This window comes from Streptomyces sp. NPDC059008 (assembly GCF_042749045.1).
In the GTDB taxonomy this organism is placed as follows: Bacteria; Actinomycetota; Actinomycetes; order Streptomycetales; family Streptomycetaceae; genus Streptomyces.
Window position 1 is genome coordinate 1 of the sequence record NZ_JBHYJC010000036.1, and the last position, 25,185, is coordinate 25,185.

15 protein-coding genes and 1 pseudogene are annotated in these 25,185 nt (G+C 69.6%); 8 read left to right on the forward strand and 8 right to left on the reverse strand.

The features are described from left to right. Positions 1–665 precede the first annotated feature (665 nt). Positions 666–2,156 (forward strand): condensation domain-containing protein, encoded by a 1,491-nt coding sequence (locus ACFWZH_RS30085; protein WP_384438159.1) that lies wholly within the window; start codon positions 666–668, stop codon positions 2,154–2,156. Between the two features lie 42 nt (positions 2,157–2,198). Next, complete coding sequence (locus ACFWZH_RS30090) at positions 2,199–3,083, forward strand: SDR family oxidoreductase (RefSeq protein WP_384438162.1); 885 nt, start codon at positions 2,199–2,201, stop codon at positions 3,081–3,083. A 136-nt stretch (positions 3,084–3,219) separates the two neighbouring features. Here the strand turns inward: ACFWZH_RS30090 and ACFWZH_RS30095 are convergent, their stop codons facing one another. From ACFWZH_RS30095 to ACFWZH_RS30115, 5 genes are all read right to left on the reverse strand, one after another. After that, complete coding sequence (locus tag ACFWZH_RS30095; RefSeq protein WP_384438165.1) at positions 3,220–4,380, reverse strand: YcaO-like family protein; 1,161 nt, start codon at positions 4,378–4,380, stop codon at positions 3,220–3,222. Positions 4,381–4,809: 429 nt separating this feature from the next. Then, a complete protein-coding gene (locus tag ACFWZH_RS30100) occupies positions 4,810–5,127 on the reverse strand; it encodes a hypothetical protein (protein ID WP_384438168.1) in 318 nt (105 codons plus the stop codon). 624 nt (positions 5,128–5,751) lie between these two features. After that, positions 5,752–6,318, reverse strand: a complete 567-nt coding sequence (locus ACFWZH_RS30105) for a TIGR03086 family metal-binding protein (RefSeq protein WP_384438171.1) — start codon at positions 6,316–6,318, stop codon at positions 5,752–5,754. 293 nt (positions 6,319–6,611) lie between these two features. Beyond that, positions 6,612–7,718: a hypothetical protein gene (locus ACFWZH_RS30110; RefSeq protein WP_384438173.1), complete on the reverse strand. Its 1,107-nt coding sequence runs from the start codon at positions 7,716–7,718 to the stop codon at positions 6,612–6,614. Between the two features lie 95 nt (positions 7,719–7,813). Continuing rightward, positions 7,814–8,773, reverse strand: coding sequence for a hypothetical protein (locus ACFWZH_RS30115; protein ID WP_384438176.1), 960 nt, complete (start codon positions 8,771–8,773; stop codon positions 7,814–7,816). 361 nt (positions 8,774–9,134) lie between these two features. Here ACFWZH_RS30115 and ACFWZH_RS30120 point away from each other — a divergent pair, with 361 nt between their 5' ends. After that, positions 9,135–10,100: an SUKH-3 domain-containing protein gene (locus tag ACFWZH_RS30120; protein WP_384438179.1), complete on the forward strand. Its 966-nt coding sequence runs from the start codon at positions 9,135–9,137 to the stop codon at positions 10,098–10,100. A 293-nt stretch (positions 10,101–10,393) separates the two neighbouring features. On the opposite strand, the gene ACFWZH_RS30125 is transcribed toward ACFWZH_RS30120, so the two are convergent. Then, a complete protein-coding gene (locus tag ACFWZH_RS30125) occupies positions 10,394–10,792 on the reverse strand; it encodes a MerR family transcriptional regulator (protein WP_384438182.1) in 399 nt (132 codons plus the stop codon). A 65-nt stretch (positions 10,793–10,857) separates the two neighbouring features. Between ACFWZH_RS30125 and ACFWZH_RS30130 the strand changes: the two genes are divergently transcribed. After that, positions 10,858–12,543, forward strand: coding sequence for an MFS transporter (locus ACFWZH_RS30130; protein WP_384438185.1), 1,686 nt, complete (start codon positions 10,858–10,860; stop codon positions 12,541–12,543). A gap of 184 nt (positions 12,544–12,727) precedes the next feature. Here ACFWZH_RS30130 and ACFWZH_RS30135 read toward each other — a convergent pair whose 3' ends face one another. Then, positions 12,728–13,495: a GNAT family N-acetyltransferase gene (locus ACFWZH_RS30135; RefSeq protein WP_384438188.1), complete on the reverse strand. Its 768-nt coding sequence runs from the start codon at positions 13,493–13,495 to the stop codon at positions 12,728–12,730. A 303-nt stretch (positions 13,496–13,798) separates the two neighbouring features. Further along, positions 13,799–13,951, reverse strand: a pseudogene (locus ACFWZH_RS30140) (IS5/IS1182 family transposase); the annotation flags it as partial. 136 nt (positions 13,952–14,087) lie between these two features. Here ACFWZH_RS30140 and ACFWZH_RS30145 point away from each other — a divergent pair. The 4 genes from ACFWZH_RS30145 (at position 14,088) to ACFWZH_RS30160 (ending at position 24,647) form a co-directional block, all read left to right on the forward strand. After that, the gene (locus tag ACFWZH_RS30145; RefSeq protein WP_384438191.1) at positions 14,088–14,297 is read left to right on the forward strand and encodes a hypothetical protein; all 210 of its coding nucleotides are present in this window, start codon (positions 14,088–14,090) and stop codon (positions 14,295–14,297) included. 722 nt (positions 14,298–15,019) lie between these two features. Then, the gene (locus tag ACFWZH_RS30150; RefSeq protein WP_384438316.1) at positions 15,020–22,417 is read left to right on the forward strand and encodes an SDR family NAD(P)-dependent oxidoreductase; all 7,398 of its coding nucleotides are present in this window, start codon (positions 15,020–15,022) and stop codon (positions 22,415–22,417) included. Then, positions 22,414–23,820: a hypothetical protein gene (locus tag ACFWZH_RS30155; protein WP_384438194.1), complete on the forward strand. Its 1,407-nt coding sequence runs from the start codon at positions 22,414–22,416 to the stop codon at positions 23,818–23,820. Before ACFWZH_RS30150 ends, ACFWZH_RS30155 begins: the two co-directional genes overlap by 4 nt. Before the next feature lie 2 nt (positions 23,821–23,822). Continuing rightward, a complete protein-coding gene (locus ACFWZH_RS30160; protein ID WP_384438197.1) occupies positions 23,823–24,647 on the forward strand; it encodes an SDR family NAD(P)-dependent oxidoreductase in 825 nt (274 codons plus the stop codon). Positions 24,648–25,185: the final 538 nt, after the last annotated feature.

The window sequence follows — 25,185 nt, forward strand, 5'->3', positions numbered from 1 at the left end:
TGACAGGACCTTGACAAGCTCTATCGTTGCAGGTCAGGGGCACTTCTCGCGTTTTCAATCACGTCCCGGACGCCAGGCCACGTGAAAGCCCGAGGTTAGTGGACCGGAATCCGATACCCACTTGCGACCAGACAGCACATTTTGCGAGGGCACACCGAAGCCTGCGAGTCCACCGGGCAGTGCTGGCCCGGCCGTGTGAGCTGGCGCTTCGGGCTGTCGCGGACGCCAAACGCCGGCATCGTTGGCCCACTATGGTGACCAGCGACTCGTCAACTCGGCGGCCATGTTCCGCGCAGTGGGCTCGCAAACTACTTCCAACATTAGGCTCAGGGAGCGTCGCTAAAGCTCCTACGCCAGGACGCCACCTGCTGCCAACCGTGCTCGGCGGGCCCTCCACTCAACTTCCGCATGTAGGCGTTCGCTGGCTACTGTGTGCCGCGCCAGACGAGGTCGAGCCCCGCGCCGCCGCAGCGGCTTTCGGACAAGTTCCTCTCAGCGCGATCGCTCCAGCAAACGCCTCTGATAACCCGATGGGCCGCGCAGTCTCCGGGTCTGGTATGCGCTTGCGATGGTCGCTCACGGTACTTGGCTTTATTTCGCTCCTCCTTGCCGCGTTGTCGTCTGGCTGGCCGCAGCCCAACTCGCGGGTCGGCATGATGTCGATCATGACGAAGGCCGACACCCCCGAGCGGCAGCAGGCCCAGGCCGACCACTACCGGCAAACGCCCCGGAAGGAACTCGCCCGCCCGAGCGCCGAAGCCCTCTCCTTCCCCGGCGTCCCTGCTATCCGACGCCCCCTCAGCCCCCTGGAGCGCTGGTACTGGATCGCCGACCAGACCTCACCCCTCAACGGCATCTTCCGCAGCCGGATCCACGGCCATCTCCCGATGCCACTGCTGCGCCGCGCCCTGAGCGTCCTGCAGTCCCGTCATCCCCTGCTGCGCACCGCGATCAGCGCCCAGGAGTGCCAAGCCCCCGCATTCCGCCCAGTGGACGTTGCGCATACGCCGATCCCGCTCCGCCACGTCCAGGTGCCCGCCTTGGACCCCGATGCCGGCACACGGTGGGAGCACGAGGTCAACGAGCGCGAGCTCTCCGAGCGCATCGACTGGCGCACCGGACCGCTGCTGCGAGCCGTCGTGATCACACTGGAGGGCGGCGGGGAGCACGTCCACGACCTGATTCTGACGGCATCGCACTGCATAGCCGACGGCATGACGGGCCTGGCGCTGCTCAAGGAATGGATCGACATCGCCGCCCAGCTGAGCGCCGGCGAGGAACCCTCAAGTACGTCGCGCCGGGCGCTGCCCGCCGCGGAGGACCTGCTGCCGCGCCACCACCAGGGCGAGGCAGGCGCCGCTGCTCTTACGGATCTCATGGAGCGCGACGCGGAGGAAGCACGCAGATTGCGGCCACATCGCATCGTGCCCAGCCGTCCCATCCCCTTCCACCAGCGGCGCACCCGGATGGTGCACAGATCCCTCACCGCCGGGGAGCTGGAGCTGCTCGTGGATGCCTGCAGGCAGCACGAGGTCACGGTGCACGGAGCCCTGGCCGCCGCCATGGTGACCGCCGTCGCCACGGAGGCGGGGACACAGGACCCGGCCTACCTCTCGATCGGATCCCCGCTCGACTTCCGAGCCGAGCTCGATCCCGCCGTTGCTCACGACGAAGCCGGCACGTACGCGGCCACCCTTCCCTCCCGTGTCCTGTACCGGCCCGGCGTACCTCTGTGGCCCATGGCCCGCGTCATCAGCCAGGGCCTGGCGGCCCGTCGTAGGCGCGAGGAGCACTTGTCCCTGGTCAATCTGCTGGACCAGGCGGGACCCAAGACACCAGTAGACGCCGATTCGTTCATGCGCTATATGGACGAGCAGGGCCCGATCAACATGTGTCTTTCCAACTTGGGCCGCCGTGGCTTCCCCGACCGGATAGGCCCTTGGCGCGTCTCCGGCACCCAGCTCGTCGCGGGCATCTCGGTGACCGGCGCAATTGTGGCAACCGTCCTTACCAGCCACGGCCAACTTACCTGGAATTTCAGCTTCGTCGAGGGACTCGTCCCAGCACCACGCGCCCGCCGCATCGCCGACGAATCCCTACACACCCTGCTCTCCGCGCTATCGAGCGCGCCCGATGTGCGCCAAGCCTCCGGCTGACTAACAGACAGCCGGCGTACCCCCACCTTCGAAGGAATCGAAATGCTGAGCCGTCAGCCCGAGCCACTGTCCCCGGCCGGACGCGCCGTCGTCATCACCGGTGCCTCCTCCGGACTCGGAAAGGAGGCCGCGCTTGCGTTGGAGCAGCGCGGATTCCAGGTCTTCGCCGCTGTGCGCAAACTCGAGGACGCCCAGAGGCTGCGCGACGAGGCGTCCTCCGCACGGCTGCGCCCGGTAGTCATGGATGTCACCGACGAGGACTCCATCCGGGCGGCCGCCACCGAGGTCGCCGAGACCATGGGCGACGAGGGCGTGTGGGCGCTGGTGAACAATGCCGGGAGCTGTGTCTCCGCCCCTCTTGAGTGCGTGCCCCCCGAAAGCCTGCGCCAGCAGTTGGACACCAACGTGATCGGTACTGTCGCCGTCACTCAAGCCTTCCTACCGCAACTGCGGCGCAGCCGCGGACGCATAGTCAATATCAGCTCAGGCGTGGGCAGTGTGGCCGTCCCATATCTGGGGGTATATGCCACGGCGCAGTTCGCGAAAGAGGGGCTGAGCGACGCGCTCCGCCGCGAGCTGCGGCCGTTCGGTGTCTCGGTCGTGGTCGTTAAGCCGGGCGCAATCTCAACCCCAATCTGGGGCAAGGTGCGGCAGTCCGGAGAGGGGATAATGAGCAAGGCCCCCAAAACCATTGCTGACAACTACCGAGCGTCCTTCGAGCAGTTCCTGAGGGCGAACGAGCAGCGGGCCCTGACGAGCAAGACGCGCCCGGAGGATTTCGCGCGCACCATTTTCCGGGCGCTGACTGTTGCCCGCCCCAGGACCCGCTACTGCGTCGGTGCCGACGCTCGGGTAGCCACGACGCTGTCGCGGCTGCTGCCGGACGCCGTCCTGGACCGTAGCCTGAGCGTGGTGGTAGACCGATAGGAAAGAGCGTCAGACAGCTCGGGCGCACAGCGATCTGACTCTCCCAGACCCGGATCGCGCGGACGATCCGGAAGGTCGCCCTTCGCCGTTCGTCAGGCACCCGTCAGGGAGTGGCGTTGTTTCTCCTCTTGCGGCCTCAGCGGGAGGATCGTCCTCGTGGTCCGGGAAGGGTGAGCGCCCCTTTGACGACGGCGAAGAACCGTTCCAGGCCCGGCACCACGGTGTGGACGGCACTCACGTTCCCCGGCAGTGTGGCGATGCGGCGGCGGTAAGCGGTGAACCCGTGGGCGGTCAGCCGGCTGAGCACTTCGTCCAGTTGTGCACCGGGGCAGGGAGGGAACGTCGTCCGGTCAGCGAATGCCGTCGTGCGTGCCCGGTGCAGGGCAGCTGTGAGATCGAAGCGGGCGCAGCGGTGCAGGGCCGGGTACGGCTCCAGATCGGTCAATGGGAGGGGCGGCGGGCTGGTGTGCCGGCGGGCGACCGCTGATTCGAGTAGTTCGGTGAGTGCGCCGGCGACGGCCTGGGCGGGAGAGAGGGAGGTGGCCTGGCCGCGGAGGTAGGGGCGGCCGTCGGCGGGTGCGCGGTAGGCGAGGATGGTGGGGATGTCCAGGTCGCTGGTGGCGTCGATGAGGTGGACTGGGCCGTCGGCTTCGTGCTCGACCTGGCCGTGCAGGATGACGAGATCGTCGGGAAGGGTGCGCGGGTCCACGACGGTGGGCGGCCGGCCGGAGAGCAGGACGCGCAGGATCAGGAGAGAGCACGCGTCACGTTCGATGGTCTCCAGCAGCGCGTGGACGGTGGCGTGGTCAGGGGTGGGCGCCAAGCCGTAGCCGGAGCTGACGGAGTACCGGGACAGGTCCCGGTAGTCGGTCCGGTCTCCGACCCGATCGCGGTAGTGCTTCCCGTCCTGGTCCGTGTACCAGGGGGCTGAAAAGTAGAGCGGGATGCTGATCGCGCTGTCCCCTGGGTGGAGTGACTGGTAGGAGTGACAGGCGAGTTCGCTGCCGGAGAGCCGAGTCAGCAGGGGCGCGCTCGCGTCCCGGGACAGTGGGCCGGCAGCCAGCTCTCCTGCACCCACGAAGTGGACGGGCGACTCATTCAGTCTCGCCGGACCGGTCAGGAACCTCTCCAGAGCCTCGGTGAGCGCACGAAGCCGGGCCTCTGCCTGGTCATGTCCCTTACCGATCCCGCTCGCTCCCGGCACCGGTGCACCGGTGTTGTCGGCCAGCGAGCACTCCCACAGGCAGACCACTCCTTCGATGTGGGCGTGTCGTCGCCAGCAGGGGTGCAGTCCCATGCTCCGGGCAGCCCGCTCGACCGTGGTGCTGGTCCGCTGGGCAGCGGTGGTGGCCGGTGGGGCTGGTGCAGCGGGCCTTGACGCTTCCCGTCGTCGCGGTCGGCACGACCCTTCCTCGGCACCCGCCCCACCGAGTAACACCCCTACGCGTCCTTGGTAGTCGGCTCGATCCTGGTCTCGTCCAGCTCCGCGGCCAGCGCCGCTTCGCCGTCTGTCAGCGCGGTGCCCTCCGGCTGCCGCGCGACTGCCATGTCAGATGAGGCTTCACCCATATGCGTCCCTCCATCGTGCTGGCTGCCAACTGACCGCGGCTGTGGATCCGCCGCGGTCCACACGCTAGCGACTGCCGCTCCCCGCGCAAGACCGCAGCCGAAGCAGGGGACACTGCTGGAGCACTGAGCGGTACGACCGGAACGCTCAGGCGGTGCGTCAGGTCAGGTCGGCGGCGAAGTCTTCGGCGGCACGGATGACGGTGGCCAAGGCGAGTAAGGAGCCTTGGACGTCGCCTGGTGTTTCGAGGCCGTGATCAGCCCCAGGCAGTTCCAGCACCTGCGCTTTGCCCGCGCGGGCCGCCGCGTCCCCATGCGGATCCCAGGTTCCGCCGACAATGGGGGAGTGCGCCGTTGACACCTTGACCGCTTGGGCAACCTCGGGAACGTCAAGCATCGGCGTGAGCCAGATGCCCGCCAGGCTCAAGTGGGCGGCTGTGGGCAGAAAGCGGGTGCCGAGGCACTTGGCGAGAACCATGACGTGTCGTGAGGGATGACGAGGACGAGCTCCCCCCCGGACGTCTCGGCCCCGCGGGCAGACGTCACGTTGCCGGACGGGCAGCACCTGAAGGCCGCCGTGGTCCGCTGGCACCGGGACCGCTCGGGCGTGTGGTGGTACACCCTGCAGATGGAGCTGCCAGACCCAAACGATGGCCGCCGGCACGGGCCGTCCCTGGGTTCCCGCACGATCACCTTCCGCGCCCCGTTCCCCGTCGTCCAAGGCCTGCCAGGGGAGAACTCCGCCAGTCTCGATCTTCCCCCGACAGAGAGACGTAAGCGGTGGTGGCTCGCTCCGCCCGCACGTCAGGACGGTTGGGCTGACGCCTACCTTCACCGCCCTGACTGCGCACAGGCGGAGTCGACGGGCGGGATGGTGAAGGACCAGGAGGCGCTCGCAGCGCCGGCCGGGCGCGACATATCCACCTCTCCGAATCCGGCCAGGGCTACTCGGTGCGCCTTCGCCTCCCCGCCTAACGGAGGGGGAGCGCGTGCGAGCACGAGCCTCGGAAGGTGGGGCTCCATCCGGGGTGACGGGGCCCCACCGAGGGAGCGGGGTGGCTTGCCGGAGGGGTCTCCGGTTCGGTGTCCGGGGTTTGTCGGGTCAGATGGTGCGGCCGAAGTAGGCGGCGAGCCGGTCGAGGGCCGGTGCGTCGTCAGGTGCGGGCTTGGACGGGGCGAACATGCCGGTGTGGGCGCGGGCCTCGTCGGGGAAGTTCCCGTACCAGCGGTCGTGTGCGGCCTGGACGGTGTCGGGGTCGCCGGCCCGGTCCTGCCCGGTCGCGGTGGCCAGGTCCCAGCCGTGCAGGACGGCCTCCAGCAGGTGCAGCTCGGCGATCCGCGGGCCCATGCCGCCGCCGGGCAGCGGCATCTGCCGGTCCAGCGCCCCTTCGGTCTGCCAGGCGGCGAGTACGTCCTTCGCGCCCTTGGCGTAGACCTCACCGGGCTGCTGGTCGCCGATCTGGTCCCGCGCGAAGAGTGAGAAGTCGGGGCCACCGCCTTGGGCGAGGATGACGTAGTACGGGTTTCCGGCCACGAGGTGGTTGGCAAGGCCCCGTACGTCGAAGTCGTCGCACGGGGTGGGCTGCCCGTACTGGGTCGGGGTGACGTTGCTCAGCAGCTGCGTGGTGTGGTTCAGGGCCTTTTCCAGCAGCTCGATGTCCTGGGACACGGTGGTTGCGCCTCTCTGTGGGATGGGTTGGGGAAGCCTGCGCGGCGAAGGGGCCGCGGAGCTTGCCGGCTGGCACCTGTTCGAAGTACGGGCCAGAGGCGCCGGCAACTGGAGAGTGCACCAGCATGCGGACAGGTAGTGTCCGCATGGGTTCGTCGGGAAGTAGCTGGCAGTGGGCGCCCGAGGGCAGTCCTCGGGGAGCTGTGATGGCTCGATGCGCCGGAGTTTGTGATCCCGTAGTCGCTGAACACCGCAGCCGCAGCCGCAGCCACCGCGCCGAAGCCACACCGAATTCACCACCACTCCAGAAACATCGTCTCCATGCTCAGGAGGTTGCTGGAGATGTGGCTCGTCGATCCTCCGGAAGTGGTCGGCACCACCCTGAAATCGGGGCCCTCGTACTCCGCCCCCTCCCTCTTCCGACCATTGGGCTGATGAACGGAGACGATGGACTTCTTCCCGTCCGCCGAGACCAGCATCCCCTCCGCGACGGTCCCGTCATACGGGCCGACCACGCTGATCGGGGCGCCTGAGGCACGGCCGGTACGGGCGTCCACAGCCTGGAAGGAGCCGGACGATGTGCGGCACAGCACCCGGTCGTCACCGATCCAGCCCACGACGCCGACACATCCGCTCAGCAGAGTGGCGCCGTGTGCCGATGCCCCCGTGAGCGGACCCGAGGAGTTCCAGGTGTCGAAGACGTTCCCGAAGACCTTCGGCGCGTTCGCCGTGAGCCGGCGGCCGTTCGGCGCGAGGCGCACCATGTTCGCCTGGACAGCACGCGGTGGCTTGCCCGAGATGGTGAGGGGGACGCCGTGTCCGGCGGCCGGGCCCTCGTCCGACAGGCGGTGGTCCCCCGCGACGGACCGAGATCCGATCCTCTTCTTGCCGTCATGAGCCGTGTACGTGAACCACACACTGCGCCCGTCGGGCGACATCACCGCGTTCTGCTCGTCGTCGTGCGCCGTACCGCCCAGGCGCACGACCTCGTCCTGGTCGGCGCCACCCGTCACGAAGCCGACGTGGCTGGTGGTCTTGCCGGCGGGGTCCCGGAGAACTACCGCCATGCGCGTAAACGCCAGGTCGAAGAGGGCTCGTACCCGGGGAGCCGTGTACTCCAAACTGCTCACGGGATAGGGGGACGGTGCGTCCGGACTCACTCCGCAGAGGTCCACGAGAGGGCTGTTGACCGCCTTGGCGCCCGGATAGTTGGTGAACGCGGCGTCGCTCGGAATGGGGAACTGCCGCTCCGCGCGCGGTCGCCACGTCTCGGGATCCCAGGCCTGAACCGAAATGCTGGCATAGCGTGCGCCCATATTGCATGTGGCGGTGATGACCGTGCCCTTGCGGGTGAACGGGCTGTCCGGAAGGGCGTATTCGCGATTGCCCAGGTAGGGCACTGACGGCCTGGAGTCCCGTTGCTCAGTTGTCGGCTGCGGGCTGCATGCCTGGACGCACAGTAAGGCCAGGAGAACGAGCGCCACGGCCTTGCCGGCTACAGCAGGTCGCACATCGGCTCCTTGGGCTTCTCAGGGCACTGCGTCCAGGGCACGGAGCCGAAGACCCACTTCTGCCGGGGGTCCAGGGGAACGGACTCCGTCCGGGTGCGCAGCGGCTTCCCCTTCCCGTCCTTCAGCTGGACCCACCTGCCCTTCTGGTAGGAGTCGTTGTAGTGGACGCTGATGCCCCACTCGCACGACTGCCCCGGTGGCGCGATCGCCTCCGCCCTGATCCCGCCCGAGGGCTGGCCCCCTCCGACCTCGATGTAGTGGGTGCCGAAGTAGGACTCGCCCTGTCCCTCGGCATCGTCGGTCAGCACGGGTTCGTCAGCGCGGGGTGGAATGTGGAGCCGGATCCCCTGGTAGGTGGTTCCGCCCTGAGGTGGATAGCCGACGACCGTCCGCGCGGTGCTCTTCCGGCACGTGATGTCGGTGACTTTCCAGTCGTTGATGACCACGGGGGAGGACCGAGTGCTCAGCACGTTCATCTTGAACGTGTCGGAGAGTTCCAGGCGCCCCGTTGACGTCTGCTGCTGTGTGTACCGCTTGGGGGCGTGCTCCAACACGGCCGCGTACGAGAGCGGATGGCCGCCCAGTGCCTTCATATACGAGAAGGCGGTCGAACTGTCCTTGCTGGACGTCAGTTTCCGTGCCTCGTCGGCGGTCAGTTCCCGGTCGAGAACCATGGCCCAGTGACGGGGTTCTCCGTTCTCGGGTTGTACGGACACCGTGAAGGGCAACTGGGAGGCGTCGTACTCCTTGTTGGAATCGTTCTCTCTGGCCACGTTCGGCTTGATCATGACGTAGTCAATCAGCGTGTCCCGGAAAACGACCAGGAGCGGGATCGCCACCATCACCAGCAACAACACGACTTTCCTGCGCCGGGAGGCTCCGGGCGCCAGGCCGAGCGCCTCGGTGACGATCGCCCAGATGCTCTCCCGGGGGCCGCCCCCCAAGCCGGCAGAGCTCTGCTGCGGCACCTGCGCAGGAGCAGGAGTGGACGGCGAGTCCCCGCTCTGCCCGGTGGGCTCACCAGGCGTGCCACTGCCACTGCCCGGCTCCGGTGTACTGCCCGATGACGCGGTCGTCGTCATGCCCGTCCCCCATAACCTGGTATATCCCGTCTCCGCGTATGACTGACACCTGGTCACTTGACGCTAGTACAGGATCCGGTCCTACTGGGCGCCGACCGTCTCTTACAGCCCACGATCGGTGCCGACAGAAGATAATTGCGTGGGAAGCTCCAGGCGATCCAGCAGCGATCGTCAACCTCCACCAGTTCACGTTCATGTGACTCCACATGACTTCACCTCAAGGATGCCAGTGGAAAACCAGCCGCGGTGGTCCGCAGCGACCGATGCTGTGCTGCGGAAGTCGGGGTGGTACCCAGGCCGCTCGGTCCCCACCGACACCTGGGAAGCCATCCTGCGCGAGCACGGCGGCTTCGAGATGCACAAGGCCGCGTGGCGCTTCCTTGCCGAGTTCGGCGCGCTGGTGAACGACGGCTGGCCGCCGGGTCCGGTCACGGCTCAGTCGCCTTTCCGGCTGGACCCCCTCACGGCCGAGTGGGACGCGGAGACCTTCGCCCGGCTCAGTCAACGAGCCGGGGTCTCGCTCTACCCCATCGGCCAGGCCAACCGCCGCACCAGCCACCTGGCCATCGCCCCGAGCGGCGCGGTCTACCTGGCGCCGCTCGGGGAGGACACCGTCCAGCTGCTGGCGGAGGCTCCTGACGAGGCGCTGAACAAGCTCGTCGAGACACGCTGCTTCAACGTCCCCCTGCCCCTGGTCGCGGCTGAGTCCACCCCGGCGCGGGATCCACACGGTCAGCGGGTGGAGGGCGGCAACAGCGACCAGCGGTGGACCGCAACGACCGACCGGGTGCTGCGTGCCGCCGGGTGGTACCCGGGCCGGTCGGTGCCCACCGGGACATGGGAAGCCATCCTGCTCGAGCACGATCGGTTCGAGATCCACGACGCGGCGCGGTGCTTTCTCACCGAGTTCGGAGGGCTGGCGTTCGCCCCCGGGAAACCGGTCGAGGCTTCGTCCTGGATGGAGTTCCGGTTCGACCCCCTACTGGCCAAGTGGGACGCGGAGATCTTCGAAGTGCTCGGCGAGCAGACCGGGGAGCCCCGTCTCTACCCCCTCGGCATGGCGAACGGCCGCAACCAGTATCTGGCCATGACCCCCAATGGCGTGATCTATCGAGGCATGGACTACGCCGAGTTGCTGGCGGACACCCCCGAGGGAGCCCTGCGGGCGCTCATCGGGCGAGGCGATTGACGGCCAGGCGCTGCAACCGCGGCGCCACATGAGATGACGGCTGGTCCCACCGTCTCGTCGTGCCGGCGACCGTGTCGTGTCGTGTTGTGCCGCGTCGGACGAGGGCCTCCACGTCGCAGGCATCTTCCTCTGGTCCGCTCGGTGCTCCAAACGGAACTCGCCAGGTATGAGAAGAGAGGCCGCGTACACGACCGACGCTCACCACCGGCCACTTGGCCACCTCCGCCGATGGTTCATGGACTGACGGCTGAGGGGCTGGTGACTCAGAACGACGGGCCTGCGGTGCACCTCCCTCAGTGGCCGACCACCTCGTTGCAGTCCAGTGCTTGGGCTGCCTCAAGGGGGACGGGCGCGGCGATGATGGCGTCCAACATCTGGCGTGCGGCCTGTAGTTCGTCCATGGCGGCGGTGATCCGATTCCGCTCCTTGGTCAGGTCGACCAGCAGGTCGGGGCAGGCGGCCGCGAGTTGCCCGCCCTCGTCGACCATGCAGGGCAGTACGTCGGCGATGGTCGCGGTGCCCAGACCGGCGGCGAGCAGTGTGCGGATGCTGCGCACGGTGTGGACATGCTCATCGGTGTACTCGCGGTACCCGCTCGGACGCCGCAGCGGATTCAGCAGCCCCTGCTCCTCGTAGTACCGCAGTGCCCGTTCGCTGACTCCGGTCCGCTGCGACAACGCCCCGATACGCATGTGATCACAAGCTCCCCGAAAGCGAGTTGACTCTGACGTCGGCGTGAGGGTTTAGCTTACGCGGCATGTCAACGGAAACGCCCCACACGACCCTCCCCCGACAGCTGGCCGGGCCACGAGAATGGCTCGGGCTGGCCGTGCTCGCGCTCCCCACCCTGCTGCTCGCCATGGACGCCACCGTGCTGTACCTGGCCGTCCCGCACCTGAGCGCCGCCCTCCAGCCAGGCGGCAGCGAACTGCTCTGGATCGCCGATGTCTACGGCTTTATGATCGCCGGCTTCCTGGTCACCATGGGAACGCTGGGCGACCGGATCGGCCGCAGGAAACTCCTGATGATCGGGGCGGCCGCGTTCGGCGTCGCTTCGGCGCTTGCCGCGTACTCCACCAGCCCCCAGATGCTGATCGCGGCTCGCGCGCTGCTCGGGATAGCCGGGGCGACCCTGATGCCGTCCACCCTCGCGCTGATCACCAACATGTTCCGTGACCCGAGGCAGCGCGGCACGGCCATCGGTGTCTGGGTGACCTGCTTCTCGGCCGGTGTCGCGCTGGGGCCGGTGCTGGGCGGGCTGCTGCTCCAGGCGTTCTGGTGGGGCTCGGTCTTCCTCCTAGGGGTGCCGGTGATGATCCTGCTGCTGGTGACCGCCCCGGTGCTGCTTCCCGAGTACCGCGACACCCAGGCCGGTCGACTGGACCTGACCAGCGTCGTGCTGTCCCTCGCCGCCATCCTGCCGATCATCTACGGCATCAAGGAACTGGCCAAGGACGGCCTCGCGGCGCTGCCTGTGACCACCCTGACCGGCGGTCTGGTCCTTGGAGTGCTGTTCGTGCACCGGCAGTCCAGGCTGGCCAGCCCTCTGCTCGACGTCACGCTGTTCAGGAACCGTTCGTTCAGCGCCGCCTTGGGAATCCAGCTGCTCAGCATCGCGGCCATGGGCGGGGTCTACCTGTTCATCACCCAGTACATGCAACTGGTCGAGGGGCTCTCGCCAGTCAAGGCGGGGCTATGGCTGCTGCCCGCCGCCGGTGCACTCATCCTGGCGTCCGCCCTGACTCCGGCACTCGCCCGCAAGGTGCCCGCCGCGTACGTCATCGGGGCCTCACTGGCGATCTCGGCGGTCGGCTACCTGGTACTCACCCAGGTCGACAGCGCCTCCGGGCTGCCTGTCCTCGTGGCCGGCTTCGTCATGGTCTACCTGGGCATCAGCCCCATGTTCGTGATGGGCACCGACCTGATCGTCGGGGCGGCCCCGCCCGAGAAGGCGGGCTCAGCCGCCGCGATGTCCGAGACGAGTACCGAGTTCGGCGTCGCCCTGGGCGTCGCGGTCCTCGGCACAGTAGGCACAGCCGTCTACCGCGACCGGATGACCGACACCCTCCCCAGCGACGTCCCGGCGCAGGAGGCCGAGTCCGCCCGCGAAAGCCTGCCCGACGCCATGGCCATGATGGACGGCCTCCCCAGCCGGCTCCAGGGCCTCTTGCTCGACCCCGCCCACGCCGCCTTCACCCACGGCCTGAACGTCATCAGCGGCATCAGCGCCTTGCTCGTCGCCGCCCTGGCCATACTGGCCGTATGGCTGCTGCCGCGAACCCGCCCTGGCCACACCACTACAGAGCCGAGCGGCGTCGCGGACACCAAACCCACCACAGACGGTACTGGTACCCCAAAGGCCGAAGCCACCAAAGCCACCGCAGGCACCAAAGCCGCCGCAGGCACCACGAAAATCGCCACCGGCGAGGCCCCGGCCCGGTAGCAGCCGACTCCTGCGCCGTCGATTGGTGAACGCCTGCTGTGGCACTCGCCTTGCCCTGCCGGCGGGCAAGATGAGCGCGAGCCCTGAGCGTATACGGATGGTCCGGGCCCAATACCCGCCGATAGCCTGCAAGGAGTTGCACTCGGGGCGGCAGGCGGCCGCGGCCCCGAGCATGTTGGTGCTGTCAGGGTTGCTGCGCCGGGGGCAAGGAGAGGTAGAGGCGAGTGCCTTGCGGCCGGTAGCCGGCGCGCTCGTAGACGCGGCGGGATCCTTCCCCGGAGTACTCCAGCCAGACTGATCCGGCTCCCTGGGCGAACATCGCTTCGGTCAGCGCGGCGGTTACTGCGGCGGCGATGCCGCGGCCACGGTGGGCGGGGCGGGTGCCGACGCCGGACAGCTCTGCGGTGCCCTCGGCCGACGGGGAGCAGGATGCCCCGCCGACGATGCCGCCCTGCGGGGTGCGGACGAAGCGCACTGCTCCACCGCTCTGCTGGGTGCGGCGCAGTCGGGCCGCACCCTGCGCGGAGGGTGTGAAGACGCCACCTAATGCCTCGGCCAGCGCGGCATCGAGCTCGGCGAACTCTTCGTCGGTGGTCGGGCTGTCCACACGCGGAGAGCCGGAGGGCTGGGGGAGCGTGAGCGTGTGGGGTGTGCAGATGAGGTATTCGTGCACCGCCTCGGTGCCGAAGCCTGCCGCCCGCAGGGCCGGTGCCACGGCGGGGGCGGCCTGCGGTGCGAACTCCAGCCGGGGCAGCAGACCCCGCTCCCGGAAGATCCCGATCAGCGCCGCGACGTCCTGCCCATTCGGTTCGGCGCCGGGTAGCGGGGTCGCGTAGTTCAGGTAGGGGTTGTCGGTATCGGGTGTGAGGCCGGCGACGAAGCCGCCGGTTTCGACGACCACGGGACGGCGGCGGAGGTTGGTGACGGCAAAGCTCTGGACCTGGATGTCCATGGTGGGTGTTGACCTCACGAAGTCTCTGGAGGAGCCCTGGCGAACTCAGGAAGTTCGGGGCGAGGGAGAGTGACGGTGCGTCAGGCACCGTGTCGTGGGGCCGCCGTAGGGAACAGCGCGGCAGGCTGAGGCTGCTGCGGAGCGGGCGTTCAGTGCCGACGGCGGCCGCTGGGGGGCGCCGAGAACATTGGCTTCGTTCCTCACCGTGAGAATGCCTGCAAGATCGCAGAGCGCGGCACACCCTTCCATGACCGACCGGAGCGGACAAGTGGTTTTTCCCAGCCGGCCGGGGAACGGACGGTGTCACCGGACCAGGCGTCTGTAGCAGATGAGGGTGGCGGCGACGCCCGCGAAGGCGAGGAAGTGTGCGGCCTTGCGCTCGTCACGGCGGTGCAGACGGCGGCAGCCGAATAGCCAGGCCACCGTCCGCTCCACGGTCCAACGGTGGCGGCCCAGGCGCAGATTCTCATTTCTTTCGGCTCATTGAAACGACGCACCCTAACGAGGCGGTCGCGGAGACGGCTGTTAATCAGCACCAGGGCGTTGAGTGCCAGGCCGAGCCCTGATCTGGTTCTCCATGGACGTAATCCGGATGTTCTCGCGTGTCGGCCGGTCGACTTCGCCGGGCGACGCCATCGCCCGCTACGGCTGCATCGCCAAAGCCCTGCACATCCTGTGCCTGGCCGACGAGCCCGGCTGTCGGTGCCAGACCCAAGACCCAATGGCCCGCACCACGCCGGTGCAGATCGAGCCGATGATCCGCAGCACGCCCCCCACCTCCGCCCGATGCACTCCGGGCTGAACCTGCCACGGGCAGCGTCGGTGCGGGCGCCGTAGTCGGTGGTGCGGACCGGGCGGGGCACCCCGCTTTTACCTTGGCCCTGGTACTCCAGTCAGAAACCGTTGCCTGAGCTGGTCGGCTCGTTGTCATGGGCATGGTGGGGGTGGCGAAGCCGGTCTGTCGGCGACGGAGTTGGAGACGGCTTTCGCGCGGGTGGCGGGCCGGTTGTCTCGGGTGGATCTGCGGTGGCGGATGCGGGACTACGTGCGAGGTCTGCTGGCTCCGGTAGAGCGGAAGAAGCCGGCAGCTGGCCGAGTATGCAGGTCACCGCGGATGGAGAGGGTGCGACCTGCTCGGTCAACTTTCGGCCCGCGGCCGTCGCCCCCGGCGCTGTCGACCGGTACGGACGGCCGCGGGCGACGGCCTGCATCTGTGGGGATCCGCAGCCGAGGCGTTTCTCTGGAGGCCGGACCGGCCGGTACGACTCGCTGCCCTCGTCCGCGTGGCCCGTGCTGCACGTCCGCGCTCCGGTGGTCACCGCGTCAGCGGCAAACAGGTGAACGCCGCCAGAAGGGCGACGACTCCCGCAAGTGCCGCACGACACGCGGGGGAGCGTCCATCCAGGTCAATGGCGCATATTTATGTAAATGGTGGTTAATACTATTTATCCCCTATGGGGAAGACCTGTCATTTGTCCCATGGCGCCGGTGCTGGTGGTTCGACGTAGGGAGCTTCGCGTGCAGATGGACCAGAACCGGGGTGGTTCGCCGATCGCCGTTGTGGGCGTGGCGTGCCGGCTGCCGGGGGGTGTTCAGTCGCTCGACGGGCTGGCGGCGCTCCTGCTGTCGGGTGGGGACGCCGTCACCGACGTGCCGCACGACCGTTTTGACGCCGAGTCGTTCCTGGACGGCGGGCGGCGGCGCCCCGGGCGGACCTACACCGTGGCGGGCGGGTTCCTGGACGACATCGCGGGGTTCGACTGCGGGTACTTCTCGTGGATCTCGCCGCGGGAGACGTCCCGCATGGACCCGCAGCAGCGGCTGCTCCTGGAGATGGCGGTCGAGGCCCTCGACGACGGCGGTATGGACGCCGGGCGGCTCGCCGGGTCGGACGGCGCCGTGTTCATCGGGTGTTCCAGCCAGGACTACGGAACGCTTCAGGGGGCGCGGCCCGAGAGCGGGAACGCGTACACCGTCTCCGGCACGGCCGGTGGCAACACCGCGAACCGGATCTCGCACTTGCTGGACTGGCACGGCCAGAGCATCACGGTCGACACGGCCTGCTCCTCGGCGCTGACCGCGGTCCACCAGGCGTGCGAACACCTGCGCACCCGACGGTCGGCGATGGCCCTGGCCGGCGGCATCAACATCCTGCTCGACCCATACGTCTACAGCGGTTTCTCCGGCGCTGCCATGCTGTCGCCGTCCGGACGCTGCCGGGCGTTCTCCGCCGATGCCGACGGTTACGTACGGGCCGAGGGCGGCGGGCTGCTGCTGCTCAAGCCGCTGTCGGCGGCCCTTGCCGACGGTGACCGGGTACACGCGGTGATCGTGGCCAGCGGCACGAACAACGACGGCCGCACGGCGGGCCTCGCCCTGCCCAACGGCGAGGCTCAAAGCGCTTTGCTGCGGGAGGTGTACGGCAACGCCGGGATCGGGGCCGACCGGCTGGTGTACCTGGAGGCGCACGGGACCGGGACGCCGGTGGGGGACCCCATCGAGTGCATCGCGATCGGCGAGGCCCTGGCACGGCATCGTGCGACCGGCCCGCTGCGGATCGGTTCGGTGAAGTCCAACATCGGTCACATGGAGGCCGGTTCAGGCGTTGCGGGCCTGCTCAAGGCCGTGGTGACGCTACGCGACCGGATCGTGCCGGCCACCCTGCACGCCGAACCATTGAACCCCGAGATCGACTTCGCCGGCCTCGGCCTCCGGCCCGTCACCGGCGCCGAATCCGTGGAGATGGGGCCGGAGTCCGTGGTCGGGGTGAACTCCTTCGGGTTCGGCGGCGCCAACGCGCATGTGGTCGTCGGCCCTGCCCCGCAGCAGGACCAGGCCGACCGGGCCCATTCCGGCGGCCCCGTGCCGGTGGTGGTGTCCGCCCGGTCTCCGGAGGCGCTCGATGAGGCGTGTGGGCGCATGGCCGCGCGGCTCGAGACGTGTGACGAGGGGGAGTTCCACGACCTTGCCTTCACCTCAGCGCGGCGACGCACCTTGCATGAGCACCGCACGGTGGTTCTCGCTTCCGCCCCCGGCGAGGCGGCGCGGGCGCTGCGTGGCGCGGCCCAGGGCGAGCGGCCGGTGTCTGGTCTGGCCTCCGCGTCGGCGGTCGAGGACGGCACGGTGGCCTTCGCGTTCGCCGGCAACGGCTCGCAGTGGGCGGGCATGGGGGCGGACCTGCTCGCCGCCGAGCCGATATTCCGTGAGGCGGTCGAGGAGGTGGACGCGGCACTCGGCCGTCACCTGGACTGGTCGGTCGTCGAGGAGATGTGCGCGGGGGCGGAGAACTCCCGGATCCGCGCCACGGAGGTGGCCCAGCCGCTGCTGTTCGCCTTCCAGGTAGGGCTGGTGGAACTGCTCGCGGCCCGCGGCGTCCGCCCGGCCGCGGTCACTGGGCACAGCGTCGGGGAGATCGCCGCCGCGTACACCGCCGGGGCGCTCGACCTGGACGCCGCCGCGCTGGTCGTCGCCGCCCGCAGCCGGGCTCAGGCGCTCACCGCGGGTGAGGGAAGCATGGCGGCCGTCGGTATGTCCGAGGAGGACACCCTCAAGGCGCTGACCCCGTACGGAGACCGACTGGAGCTCGCCGGGATCAACAGTCACACGGACACCACCGTCGCAGGGGACACCGCGGCACTGACCGCATGGGGCGAGGAACTCACGGCCCGCGGTGTCTTCTTCCGCCCCCTCGACCTCGATCACGCCTTCCACAGCAGGGCCATGGACGCGGTCGAGGAGCCGTTGCGCGCGTCGCTGGCCCCGTTGCACTCCCGGCGGCCGAGCCTGCCGTTCGTCTCCACGGTCACCGGCGCCCTGTTGGCGGAGGACCAGCGCCTCGACGCGGCGTACTGGTGGCACAACGTGCGGCGCCCCGTACTGTTCGGCGCTGCGGCCCAGACCCTGCTTGATCTGGGGGCCGATGTGCTGGTCGACGTGGGTCCGCACGCGGTCCTCAGCCCCTACCTCCGTCGTCTCGCACCGCGGCGCCGCGAGCGCACCGTGGCCGTGGTCCGCACCTGCACCCGGCGTGGCGACGGCCCAGGTGGCGTCCGTTCCGCCGTGGCACACGCCGTGGCGGCGGGCGCACGCTACGACGCCCGCGCTCTCTTCCCGCGCCCGGGACGCGTCGTGGCACTGCCCGCCTATCCGTGGCAGCGTGAACGGCACTGGAACGGCGCACCGAACTGGTGGGGCAGGGTCACCAGCGACGGGACGGTGGAGCGGCCGCTGCTCGGGCAGCGGGCCGCGGTGGCCGATCCGGTCTGGCACGGCCCTCTTTCGTCGGCGCGTGCGCCGTGGCTGGACGACCACCATGTGGGCACCGCCCGCGTGCTGCCGGGCACCGCCTATCTGGAGGCGGCGTTCGAGGCAGGCCGTGAGGCCCTCGACACGGCAGCGCTGGAAGTGACGGACCTGTTGATCACGGCGGCCTGCGTCCTGCCCGGTGAGGACAGCACCGATGAGGTGCTGCTGCAAACCTCCCTCCAGCCGCAGACGGGAACGGTCAGCGTCGCAAGCCGCACCGGCGGGACGGGCAGCTGGCAGCAGCATGCCCGGGGACGGGTGCGGCGTCTGCACCGAGCCGCGCCGGACCGTGTAGACCTCGCTGCGCTCACGGCTCGGCTGGAGCTTCCGGAAGCGGTGGCCGACCACTATGCGGCACTGTGCCGGGCCGGGGTGCGACACGGTCCCGCCTTCCAGGTGCTGACCGAGCTGCGTACGGGAGACGGCGAGGTCCTGTCCGCCTACCACCTCCAGGCGGACACCGCCGGCTACCTCGCCCATCCCGCCCTGGTGGACGGGGCCCTGCAGACCGGTTGCCGGACGCTGGCCGGGCCCGGTGACGTGCGGCTGTTCCTGCCCGTGGGGATCGAGGGCGCCCGTCTGTGGCGTGAGCCCGCCGCCCGTGGCTTCGTCCACGTCAAGGCCGTGACGGTCGGCGACCGGGAGGCGGTGTGGGACGTGCACGTGCTGGATCCCGACGGCCGGGTGAGCCTGGAGCTGACCGGATGCAGGCTACGCCGCTTCGACCACGAGGGCACCAAACCCCCTGCCCGCCATGAGGTCGCCCTGCGCGCTCTGCCTCTGCCTGGCGGGCCCGCGCCATGTCCTGCGTTGCCCGCCCCCGCGCAGCTGCTGGAGGCCACCCGTGAGGAACGCCGCCGGCTCACCGCGGCCGCGGACGACCGCTACCCGAGGTTCGCGGAGCTGAACTGGCGTGTGCTGGGCCACTATGCCGGCGTCGCCTTTCGTGAACTCCTCCCCGGTATAGAGGATTTCGGGATCGGAAACCTCGAAGCCGTCGGGGTGCGGACGCAGTACGGTCCGCTGTTGGAGCTGATGGCCCGGGCTGCCTGTGACTGCGGACTGCTCGCCCCGCGTGAGGAATCCGGAATCGACCCCGCCCGTTGGCGATTCACCGAGATCCCGCCCGACCCGGAAGCACAGGTCCGCGCCCAACTGGGGGAACTGCCGGACTGGGGGGCCACGAGCGCGCTGTTCAACCGGTGTCGCCCGCACCTGGCCGACATCCTGCGCGGTGCGGCAGGCCCGCGCGAAATGCTCTTCGCCGACGCCGACCGGCACCTGATGTCCCAGCTGTACAGCGACGCACCGCACTGGAGGCTGCACCATCTCTACGCTCGCGGCCTGATCCGCGAGATCGTCCGTCACTGGCCCGAGGGGCGAGCGCTGCGGGTGCTCGAAATCGGCGCCGGCACAGGCGGCCTGACCGCCGCGGTCCTGCCGGAGCTGCCCGCCGACCGAACGCGCTACACCTTCACCGATGTCAGCACCGCGCTCCTCGCTCGCGCCGAGGCCCGTTTCCGCGACCACGACGTCATCGAGTACCGGACCCTCGACCTCGACGAGGACCCCGCGGACCAGGGCTTCGCCGACGCGAGCTTCGATCTGGTCCTCGCCGCCAACGCGTTCCACGGCGCTGCCGACGTGCACCGCGCCGCCGATCGGGTCGCCGGTCTGCTCCCCGAGGGCGGGCTCCTCCTCGGCCTGGAGAGCCTGGATGCCGATCTGGTCGGCTCGTTGTTCGGGCTGCTCGACGAGTACGGGGACTGCGCGGACGACCGGCGCGGCGGGCCGCCCCTGATGTCGCGCGAGGCGTGGACGCGGTGCCTGTACGGCGCCGGCTTCGACGATGTGGGGCACACGGGAGTCGCCCCCGATGACCCGCGCCGGGACACCACCGTGTTCCTTGCCCGCCGCGCCGGAAGCCGGGCCGTACCGGCGCTCGCCCGGCCGCACCAGGAAGTGGGTTGCTGGGCGGTTGCCGCCGAGCCCACCGCGGCGGAACTGGGCGAGGCGGTGGCCACGAGGTTGGCGGCGCCGCTGCACCGCCTGGGGGACACTGCCCCGCTGTCCGTGCTCGCCGCGGCCGTCCCCGATGACCCGCCCCGCGTGGTGGTGCTCCTGAACGCGGGCGACACGACCACAGCCGACCGCGTCGAGGACCTGACGGCCTGCCGGGCCCGCGCGCTGCGGGAACTGGCCGAGCAACTAAGCGCAGTGCGGGGCCAGTTGTGTCTGGTCACTCCGCCCACTGGTCTGTTTCCCGCTCCCGAGTGCCCGCTCAGCCCGGCGGACGCGCCGATGTGGGGTCTGGGCCGCGTCCTGGCCACCGAGTATCCGGCGGTACGCGTGCGCTGCGTCTCGCTGCAGTCCGGCGACGACCCCGGGCGCGATGCCGAGCGTCTGGTCGGCGACCTGCTCGCCCCGGACGACGCCCCGGAGACCATTCTGACCCCGGACGGTCGCTTCCAGCCTCGTCTGGTCTCCTCCGCCCCGCCGTCCCGACGCCCGGCCCAGGGCGACCGCTTCCGCCTGCAGCTCCGCGAACTCGGCCTCCGGCACCAGCTCAGCTGGATCCCCGAGCCCCCGCGAGCGCCGGGTGCGGGAGAGCTCCTGATCGAGGTCCGGGCCGCCGCCCTCAACTACAGGGACGTCATGGTCGCCACCGGACTGGTGCCGGACGAGAACGCGCCCCCCGAAGGCGGCCCACGCCTCGGCCTGGAGTGCGCCGGCATCGTGTCGGCGACCGGACCCGGCATCACCGCCATCGCCCCCGGCGACAGGGTCTACGCCTCCGGCTACGGCTGCCTGGCCTCCCACGTCGTGGTGCGGGCCGACCAGACCGGACGCATCCCCGACGGCATGCGCTTCAGCGAGGCGGCCACCCTGCCCGCCGCGTTCCTCACGGTGCAGTACGCGCTGGAGGAGAAGGCCCGCCTGCGCCCCGGGGAGACCGTGCTCGTCCACGGCGGCGCGGGCGGCATCGGCCTGGCCGCCGTCCAGTACGCCCACTCCATGGGCGCCGACGTCATCGCCACCGCCGGCACCCCGGCCAAGCGGGAACTGTTGCGCACTCTGGGCGTCCACCACGTCTTCGGCTCCCGTGACCTCGCCTTCGCGGAGGACGTGCGTACAGCCACCGCGGGCCGCGGCGTGGACGTCGTCCTCAACTCCCTCGCCGGGGAAGCCATCGCCCGCAGCCTGGAGTGCCTGCGCCCTGGAGGCCGCTTCGTCGAACTCGGCAAGCGTGACCTGTACGCGAACACGCCACTGCTGCTCGGCCCGTTCCGCAACAACATCGCCTACTTCGGCGTGGACGTCGCCGGCCTGGCGACCCAGGCCCCCCAGACGGCCGTCGCGCAGTTCGCTGAGCTGACCCGGCGTGTCACCGACCGGCGATACCGGCCGCTGCCGCACCAGATCTACGCAGCCGACCGGATCGCGGAGGCGTTCCAGACCCTGCTGCACTCTCAGCACATCGGAAAGGTCGTCATCGATCTCGCACAGGCCCCACTCGTGGAGCGCCCCGCCGAGGGCCTGCGCCTCGATGCCGACGCCAGCTATCTGGTGACGGGCGGCCTGTCAGGGCTGGGTGCCGCCTTCGCGGCGTACCTGGCCGAGGAGGGCGCCCGGCACCTGGTCCTCGTGGGCCGCCGCGGTGCCGACACCCCCGAAGCCGGCGCCCTGCTCGAGCGGCTCTTGGCACAGGGAGTCGACGTGCGCGTCCACGCGGCCGACATCGCCGATCCCGACGCCGTCGCCCATATCCTCGCCGAGGCCGCGGACGCCGGCCGCCCTGTGAAGGGCGTCATTCACGCAGCCATGCACATCGACGACGCCCCGCTCGGCGAACTGACGACCGAGCGCTTCAGTGCGGTCCTGCATCCGAAGGTGACCGGCACCCTCGTCCTGGACCGCGCCACCCGCACAAAGGGCGTGGACTTCTTCGTGGCCTGTTCCTCCGTCAGTGCCACGCTCGGCAACCGCCACCAGGGCCCGTACGGCGCCGCCAACGCCTTCGCCGAGGCACTGGTGCGCGAGCGGCGCCGGGCGGGGTTCCCGGGACTGGCCGTGGAGTGGGGTGCCATCCGCAGCACGGGCTACGCCGAGCGGGCCGGCCTGATGGACACCCTCGCACGAAGCGGCCTGGAGGGGCTCGCACCACACGAGGCATGGTCCGCCCTGCGGGAACTCATCGGGGGTGAGACGCAAACGGCGCTCGTCGGGCGCTTCGACTGGCACCGCCTCGGTCAGCTCTTCCCGGCCCTCGACGCCCGGCTGCTCCACGGCGTCGAAGACACCGGCCCCGAGTGCGCCGCCGAGAGCCCGCAGGACGTACGGACCCGGCTGGAGAACCTGCCGCCCGAGGACGCCACCGAGACGGTTGCCGAGATCCTGGCCGAGCTGACCGCAAGGGTCCTACAGACCTCGGTCGATCGCGTCGACCGCACCTGCCGGCTGGAGCGCCTGGGCATGGACTCCCTCATGGTCGTCGAGTTGTCCGCGCTGGTCCGCAAGCGGCTCGGCTGCGACATCTCCGTACTCGAACTCACCTCGTTGAGTTGTCTCGACGACCTCGCCTGCCGCGTTCTACCGCTGATCCGGAGAGAACAGTGACCGACACCCACCTCGGCCCCGCAGCCTCGGCGCCGCCGCACGACCTGTCCGCACTGCCCTGGTGGCGGCCCCTGCTCGTCCAGGCCGTGGGACTGGGCGAGCACGCCGGCCCCACCCTGGCCGCCTTCGGCCGACAGCTCCTCACGGCCTTCGAGGAGCAGGGACACACCGTCATGCAGCACTCGCGCGGTGATATCGACCTCCTGCTGGTCGCCGTCGGCATCCCCGACGGACCGGGACCACTGCGAGAGCGGCTGCCCGAACAGATGCCGCCCGTGGCCGTCGCAGCCTGCCAGGAACACGGCCTGCGGGTCGGCTCCCGCCAGGTCGTGGTGCTCGCCGAGATCCCTGAACGGCTGAGCCTGCTGCCGCACGCGGACGTGGTGGAGACCGCCCGCACCGCCATGGCCCGTACTGCGGCACCCAAGATCCTCTTTGTCACCAGAGGCGACCGCCCCGGCCAGATCACGGAAGTCACCTTCTGCACCATGGAGGGAGGGCACCCCACCGAGACGGCGCCTCAGGTCGCGGACCGCATGCGTGACCGCCTGGTGGCTGCCGCCTGCGCCCGCGACATCTCTGACGCCTACGAGGTGGTGCCGGACGCCGTACCTGCTCGCACGTGGGACGCCAGCCCAGCCCCCGCCCAGCTGGCACGCGCCGGCCGCACGATGGGCAAGTTGGGACTGCTGCCACCACCCACCGCCATCGGCCGCTACGTGTCTGACGAACTGGCCCGCCTGTACGAGCAGTACATGGGCTGGAAACGCATGAGCGAGGGCATGCTCTTCCTCGTCGCCCCCGACCTCGACGCTCTGGTGGTAAGCGCCTCCGGCAGCTGGGACGTCGACAAGCGCAACCTCGGCCCCGACGACGTCACCATCGTCGCGCTCGACCCGCCCGACAGTCCCCTGCGCGTCCTCGCGCCCGAAGGCCGGCACCCGCTCGGGCCATCAGTAGAGGCATGGGAGGTACGCGCCTTCCTCCACGCCGTCCCCAAGGTCCGTGTCACCCGCACGACGTCCGGCGCCTGGGAGCCGCACCCGGAAGGCGAGCGTGAAGTCCCGCTCATCCGGGCCGGAATCCACGCCCACGTCGGCGTGGAACGAGCCGACGACGCGCACATCGAGACCGTGCCGCCGAACCGGGAACGCTACCCCTACGGCTTCGGCTGCGGCAGCGATCTGACCGCCCAGGTCGCGGCCGACACCGTGCGCCGCTCGCGTGCCGTCCACACCCCCGACGACCCGAGGTGCTACGTGCGCTGGCCGATGCTCTACCACGGTGAGATGGGCGTGGAGCTGTGGAAGCCCGGCCTGCCCGCCGAACCACTGAGCGGACTGCTCGACATCTTCGCCACATCCGTCGGCTTCCGCGCCGACCACATCGAACAGCCGGTGTGACCGTGCCCACCGCACTGATCACCGGCGCGTCCTCCGGAATTGGCCGGGCCTTCGCGGAACAACTGGCCCGGAGCGGCTACGACCTCGTCGCCGTGGCGCGCACCCGCAACGCCCTGGACGACCTCGCCCGTACCCTCCGTACCTCGGTGGGAGTCCACGTCGAGACCATCCCCGCCGACCTCGCCACCGCCGACGGCTGCGCGACTGTGGAACATCGGCTCTCCACCGGGGAAGCGGTCGACTTCCTCGTCAACAACGCCGGGACAGTATTGAGCCGGCCCTTCCACGCCAACGACGTATCCGCCGAAGCCGCTCTGCTCGACCTCAACATCCGTGCCGTCATGCGGTTGACCCACGCGGCGCTGCCCCGCATGATCGAGCGCGGATCCGGCCAGGTGGTGAACGTCTCTTCCTTCACCGCCCTGGGCGTCGGCGGCCTGGCCACCACCTACCCCGCCAGCAAGGCATGGGTGCTCGCCTTCACCGAGGCCGTCGCCCGCTCCCAAGAAGTCGTGGCCAGCGGCGTTCGCATGATGGCACTCCTTCCGGGCTTCACCACCACCGACTTCTTCGACCGCAACCAGCTGGGCACCCCCAACCTTCCCTCCTGGGCTTGGCTGACCCCCGGCCACGTGGTTGCCACTGCCCTGCGCGACCTTGCCCGTGGCCGTTACGTCAGCATCCCCAGCCGCCGCTACAAATGCGCAAGCTGGGCCCTGCGCCACCTGCCACACCCCCTCATCCGCCCGTTCACCTGGGACTTCACCAATCCGAGCACGGTCTGGACCCCTCCTCGTCATCGCCGGGATGGCAGACGCATCCACTGACCACCCCTGCCGCGCGGGCCACAACGTGGAAAGTCCCTTTCACCGGCCCAGCCTGCTTCAGTTGGAACCATGGCAACGCTCGCGAACGGCTGGCCTTCGCGTCCTCCTCAGTCATCGCCTTCGTTGATGTGGAGTTTGCCTTCCGGCCCGGTTGGGGTCGGCCGGAGTCGTCTGCTCGCGTAGGAAGCACAAGCACTCCCAGGACAGGGTGCGGGAGACCTGGAAGAAGTACGGCGGGGAAGGGGGCACGGGCACAGCCGGAAGTCAGGCCACCTGAGGGTGCGTCGTCCTCCGCCATCCCGTCCGGCCGACTGGACATCGAACAGCACCACTGAAGAGGAGCACGGGGCAACGCTCGACGAGGACGAAGTGGCGACGCTCAACGTCGGTCAGGACTTGGCACGCATCACTGAGCAAGCCGGCAAAACGTGTCGTAGACGATGGCGACTACCGCAACCCGGCCATCGCGACTCGTCAGGGGCAGTGCTCCGCTATCGAGACGCTCCGGCGCATTGCGATGCAACTCGGCATCCAAAGG